4 protein-coding genes and 1 pseudogene are annotated in these 4,115 nt (G+C 75.0%); 4 read left to right on the top strand and 1 reads right to left on the bottom strand.

Annotated elements, in window-relative coordinates:
- The 3 genes and pseudogenes from AB0O00_RS31255 to AB0O00_RS31245 all read left to right on the top strand — a co-directional run.
- Window positions 1-223 (top strand): annotated as a pseudogene (locus AB0O00_RS31255) (hypothetical protein); the annotation flags it as partial.
- A complete protein-coding gene (locus AB0O00_RS31250; protein WP_363657483.1) occupies window positions 207-1,841 on the top strand; it encodes an acyl-CoA dehydrogenase family protein in 1,635 nt (544 codons plus the stop codon). The pseudogene AB0O00_RS31255 and the gene AB0O00_RS31250, both read left to right, overlap by 17 nt.
- Complete coding sequence (locus AB0O00_RS31245; RefSeq protein ID WP_363657481.1) at window positions 1,838-2,797, top strand: amidohydrolase family protein; 960 nt, start codon at window positions 1,838-1,840, stop codon at window positions 2,795-2,797. Before AB0O00_RS31250 ends, AB0O00_RS31245 begins: the two co-directional genes overlap by 4 nt.
- Here the strand turns inward: AB0O00_RS31245 and AB0O00_RS31240 are convergent.
- Window positions 2,790-3,596: an inositol monophosphatase family protein gene (locus tag AB0O00_RS31240; protein ID WP_363657479.1), complete on the bottom strand. Its 807-nt coding sequence runs from the start codon at window positions 3,594-3,596 to the stop codon at window positions 2,790-2,792. The two genes, AB0O00_RS31245 and AB0O00_RS31240, sit on opposite strands and share 8 nt — an antisense overlap.
- 109 nt (window positions 3,597-3,705) lie before the next feature.
- On the opposite strand from AB0O00_RS31240, the gene AB0O00_RS31235 reads away from it, so the two are divergent.
- Window positions 3,706-4,115 (top strand): Lrp/AsnC family transcriptional regulator (locus AB0O00_RS31235; RefSeq protein WP_363657477.1); only part of this gene is annotated, 410 nt, incomplete at its 3' end.

Genomic DNA, 4,115 nt, shown 5'->3' with positions numbered 1-4,115 from the left:
CGGCGAAGCCCTGGCCGGCCCCCTGGCCGGCGAGCCGGCCCACCCCGTCCCGGCCCACCCCGAGCAGCCCCACCCCGGCCCGGCCGGAGCCGAACCCGGAGCCGGAGCCGGAGCCGGATCCGAACCCGAACTCGAAGCCGAAAGGGCCACCGCCGAGGTGGTCCCCGCCCTGGTCTCCTTCACCCTGCGTGCCCTGGGAGGACGCGATGACAGCGACGCATGAGGTCACCAACCAGGTGCCCCTGCCGTACGGACACGACACCGCCGCCGATCCGACCCTGCTCGCCGCCCTGGACCGGGCCGGCGCCGGCTGGGCCGCGCCCGAGCTGCGCGAACTCGGCCGCCTGGCCGGCTCGGAGCAGGCCGCCGAGTGGGGCCGGCTGGCCAACGAGAACCCGCCGGTGCTGCGCACCCACGACCGCTTCGGCCACCGGATCGACGAGGTCGAGTTCCACCCGGCCTGGCACGAGCTGATGCGCACCGCCGTCTCCCACGGCCTGCACGCCGCGCCCTGGCGGGACGAGCGGCCCGGCGCCCACTCCGCCCGCGCCGCGAAGTTCTTCGTGTGGGGCCAGGTCGAGGCGGGCCACACCTGCCCGATTTCGATGACGTACGCCGCCGTCCCGGCGCTGCGCGCGAACCCGTCCCTGGCCGCCGAGTTGGAGCCGCTGCTGGCGGCCACGGAGTACGACTTCGGGCTGCGCGAGCCGCGCACCAAGCGCGGGCTGATCGCCGGCATGTCGATGACCGAGAAGCAGGGCGGCTCGGACGTCCGCACGAACACCACCACGGCGACCCCGCACGCGGACGGCACGTACCGCCTGACCGGTCACAAATGGTTCACCTCGGCGCCGATGTCCGACCTCTTCCTGACGCTCGCCCAGGCGCCGGGCGGGCTCAGCTGCTTCGTGCTGCCGCGCGTGCTCCCGGACGGCAGCCGCAACCGCCTCCACCTGATGCGGCTCAAGGACAAGCTGGGCAACAAGTCCAACGCCTCCGCCGAGCTGGAGTACGACGGCGCGGTCGGCTGGCTGGTCGGCGAGGAGGGCCGGGGCGTGCCGACCATCATCGAGATGGTCAACATGACGCGCCTCGACTGCACCGTCGGCGGCGCCTCCGGCATGCGCTACGGCGCGACCCGGGCCGTCCACCACGCCATCCACCGGCGGGCGTTCGGCAAGGCGCTGGTGGACCAGCCGTTGATGCGCAACGTGCTCGCCGACCTGGTCGTCGAGTCCGAGGCCGCCACCGCCGTCGCCATGCGGCTGGCCCACGCCACCGACCTCGCGCTCGCGGGGGACGGGAACGAGGCGCTGGTGCGGCGGCTGGGGCTGGCCGTCGCCAAGTACTGGGTCTGCAAGCGCGGTCCGGCGCACGCGGCCGAGGCGCTGGAGTGCCTGGGCGGCAACGGCTACGTCGAGGAGTCCGGCATGCCGCGGCTCTACCGCGAGGCGCCGCTGGTCTCGATCTGGGAGGGCTCGGGCAACGTCGCCGCCCTGGACGCGCTGCGGGCCATGGCCAAGAGCCCGGAGAGCGTCGAGGCGTTCCTCGGCGAACTCGACGCCGCCGCCGGCGCGGACCGCCGCCTGGACGCGGCCGTCGCCGACCTGCGCAAGCAGCTCACCGACCCGACGGACCTGGAGTACCGCACCCGTCGCCTGGTCGAGGCGATGGCGCTGGCCTTCCAGGGCTCGCTGCTGGTCCGGTACGGCAGTCCGGCGGTGGCCGACGCGTTCTGCGCGACCCGCCTGGGAGGTGACCACGGCGGCGCGTTCGGCACCCTGCCGCCGGGCATCGACGTCGCGGAGATCATCGACCGCGCCCGCCCGGTGCCCGCATGAACGACCAGAGCAACCCGAACGCCCACGACACCCACGACGACCACGACGCCCAAGAGGCCGAAGCCGTAAGGGAGTTCTGGCAGGAGCTCGGCCTGCCCGGCTTGATCGACGTGCACACCCACTTCATGCCGCAGAACGTCCTCGACAAGGTGTGGGCGTACTTCGACGCGGCCGGTCCGCTGGTGAACCGCCCCTGGCCGATCACCTACCGCGAGGCCGAGGAGCGGCGCGTCGGGCGGCTGCGGGAGTTCGGCGTCCGCGCGTTCACGTCCATGCTCTATCCGCACAAGCCCGGCATGGCCGCCTGGCTGAACGCGTGGGCCGCCGACTTCGCCGCCCGCACGCCGGACTGCCTGCACACCGCCACGTTCTTCCCCGAGCCCGGGGCGGCGGAGTACGTGGCGCGCGCGATCGACGAGGGCGCCCGGGTGTTCAAGGCGCACCTCCAGGTCGGCGGCTACGACCCGGCCGACGAGCGGCTGGACGACGTGTGGGGGCTGCTGGCCGAGAGCGGCACCCCGGTGGTGACGCACTGTGGATCCGGGCCTGTGCCGGGCAAGTTCACCGGTCCGGGCCCGATCGGCGAGGTGGTGGCCCGCCACCCCGGGCTGGTGCTGGTGGTCGCCCACCTCGGCATGCCCGAGTACCGCGACTTCCTCGACCTCGCCGAGCGCCACCCGGCCGTCCGGCTGGACACCACGATCGCGTTCACCGACTTCGCCGAGGCCGACGTCCCGTTCCCGCGCGACGAACTCCCGCGCCTGCGCGGGCTGCAGGAGCGCGTCCTGCTCGGCAGCGACTTCCCGAACATCCCGTACCGGTACGTCCACCAGCTGGAGGCGCTGGCCGGTCTCGGCCTGGGGGAGGAGTGGCTGCGGGCCGTCTGTCACGACAACGCGGCGGACCTGTTCGGGCTCGGCCGGACGGGCACGGACCGGCCACAGCACGTCAGTTGACGTCCCGCAGTACCCGGAGCGCGTCCGCGTGCAGCCCGGGCGCGGCGGCGAGGAACCCGTCGGACGCGGCCGTCCAGGCCGCCCCGGTGGTGTCCGTCACCGTCGCGCCCGCCTCGCTCGCGACCAGCGCGCCGGGCAGCAGGTTGGGCGCGTCGGCGCCGTACTCCCAGAACAGCGCGAGGTGCCCGGAGCCGACCTGCGCCACCTGGAGGGCGGTCGGCCCGAGGTTGCGCACCGCGACGACGGCGCCGGCCATCGCGGCCAGCGACGCGCCCGCCCGGCGCAGCGCGACGGGGTCGCCGGCGGCCGTCGGCGGCTGGCTGGTCGCGGCGACGGCCGCCCCCAGCTCGCGGGGCAGCGGCGCGATCGGCCGCCCGTCCAGCTGGGCGCCGCCGCCGAGTACGGCCCGGTAGGTCCGTCCGCCGAGCAGTTCGGGCGCGTGGACCACGGCCAGCACGGCCCGGCCGTCCCGGACGAGCGTCGCGGTGACGGCCCAGTACGGCAGGCCGAGGAGGTACTGCACCGCGCCGTCGGTGGCGTCGCACAGCCACCATTCGCCCTCGGCGGGCACGGCGCCCTCGAACTCGAACTCGTCGTCGAGCCGGCCGGCCTGCGGGCGCAGGGCGCCCAGCCGCTCGCGCAGCTCGGCGGCGGCCGGCTTGTCGATCTCGGCGAAGCGCGCCACGGCCTCCTCGGCCGTCCGCGCCGGAGTCGGCTCCGCGGGCCGGCGCGCCGCCAGCTTCGCGCCGACCTCGCGCACCGCGGCCTCCACACCCTCGGCCAGCGCCCACAGGTCCATCGTCGTACCCCCATCCCGGCCGGACCGCCCGGCCGTGCAGGACAAGGAGTACCGTCGGAGCTGACGAACAGGACGCTCAAGCAGTCACAAGCGACGGAGATCGGACAGCATGGACCTCTCGACGGCTGATCCGGACACCGTCCTCGACCTCCTCGACCGCCGGCTGGTCTGCGCCCTCCAGCTCGACGGCCGGGCCGAGACCGGCCGGATCGCCGAGGTGCTGGGCGTCTCCGCCCGCACGGTCACCCGCCGCCTGGCCCGGCTGCGCGGGTCCGGCGTGCTGCGCGTGGTGCGGATGCCGGACGTCGAGGAGGCGGCCGTCGGCGCGCTGCTGCTGCGCGTGCGGGTGCTGCGCGGCACGGTGGACGCCATCGCGAAGGCGCTGGCCGACCGCCCGGACGGCCCCAACGACGACGTGATGCTCGGCCGCCAGGAGATCGACCCCGTCAGGCTGATCGACGACGGCGCCCGCGACCGCCTACGGTACGGGCAGATGCCAGCGACCGCACGCGACCGCGC

It is taken from the genome of Kitasatospora sp. NPDC093558 (genome assembly GCF_040683475.1).
Taxonomy (GTDB): Bacteria; Actinomycetota; Actinomycetes; order Streptomycetales; family Streptomycetaceae; genus Kitasatospora.
Note: the sequence above shows the minus strand (reverse complement) of the source record. Positions and strands in the feature narration are given on the sequence as shown.